This window comes from Corynebacterium sp. HMSC072G08, from assembly GCF_001809185.1.
Taxonomy (GTDB): Bacteria; Actinomycetota; Actinomycetes; order Mycobacteriales; family Mycobacteriaceae; genus Corynebacterium; species Corynebacterium phoceense.
Window position 1 is genome coordinate 1 of the sequence record NZ_KV796399.1, and the last position, 805, is coordinate 805.

Annotated in this window: 1 protein-coding gene; it reads left to right on the top strand. The window is 53.5% G+C overall.

Annotation, left to right across the window (positions count from 1 at the left end):
• The first annotated feature begins 196 nt into the window (after positions 1-196).
• Complete coding sequence (locus HMPREF2559_RS02420; protein WP_005531126.1) at positions 197-601, top strand: MerR family transcriptional regulator; 405 nt, start codon at positions 197-199, stop codon at positions 599-601.
• Positions 602-805: the final 204 nt, after the last annotated feature.

The following is an 805-nucleotide window of genomic DNA, read 5'->3' on the forward strand; positions in this document are numbered from 1 at the left end:
GGGGGCCGCCGTGCTAGTTTCAGTCATAGATGTCCAATCTTTGAGGGGATAGGTAACTGGGCGAACGCCCGAAAGGAATCCAACCCTCTAGTAACTTTAGGTTTGGTGATGGTGGTCATGGTAGCGGGAGTTTTACTCAACCGCCAACCCAGGCACAGGAACCCGTGGGCAACATCACCGTGAAGGAGAACAGGCAATGCAAAACAGTAATTTCAAGATCGGCGAGGTCGTTGACCAGACGGGGTTGTCGATTCCCACCTTGCGTTATTATGACAACGTCGGCCTGATTACCCCATCGGGGCGTAGCCCTGGTGGGTTCAGGCTTTATAGTGAGGCTGATGTACGTCGTGTTTTGCTGGTGCGACGGATGAAACCGCTGGGGTTTACTCTGGATCAGATGCGGGAATTCCTGGAAGCTGCGGAGATTCTTCATAGTTCAGATGGCGGGCAGGACAGTGATCCCGCACAGCAGGCACGGAGTAATGCCAAGGCCACCCTTGCCGACATTCGTGAGGAGACGCGCACCCGCTACGAAAAGCTACGCAAGCAAATTGCCTACGCTGAGGAATTCCTCGATCTGGTCAACACCCTGGCACCCTAAACTGCCCCCATCCTTCGCAGGGAGAAAAAGACCATCGTATTGAATGCGCTCTGTCGAATCGCGTTCCAGATGAAGTGGACGAACGTTCGCGGCCTCTCCGGAGTGGATGGCGATAGTACAGAGGACTTCTGAAATCCGTGCAGACGACTCCTCAAAACGACACAGTCATCCAAGGTCACAAAATCGAAAATTGTCACTTAACCC

What these genes read in the sequence shown, in the direction of transcription:
- HMPREF2559_RS02420 (WP_005531126.1), top strand. Translation starts at nt 197, where the DNA reads ATGCAAAACAGTAATTTCAAGATCGGCGAGGTCGTTGACCAGACGGGG.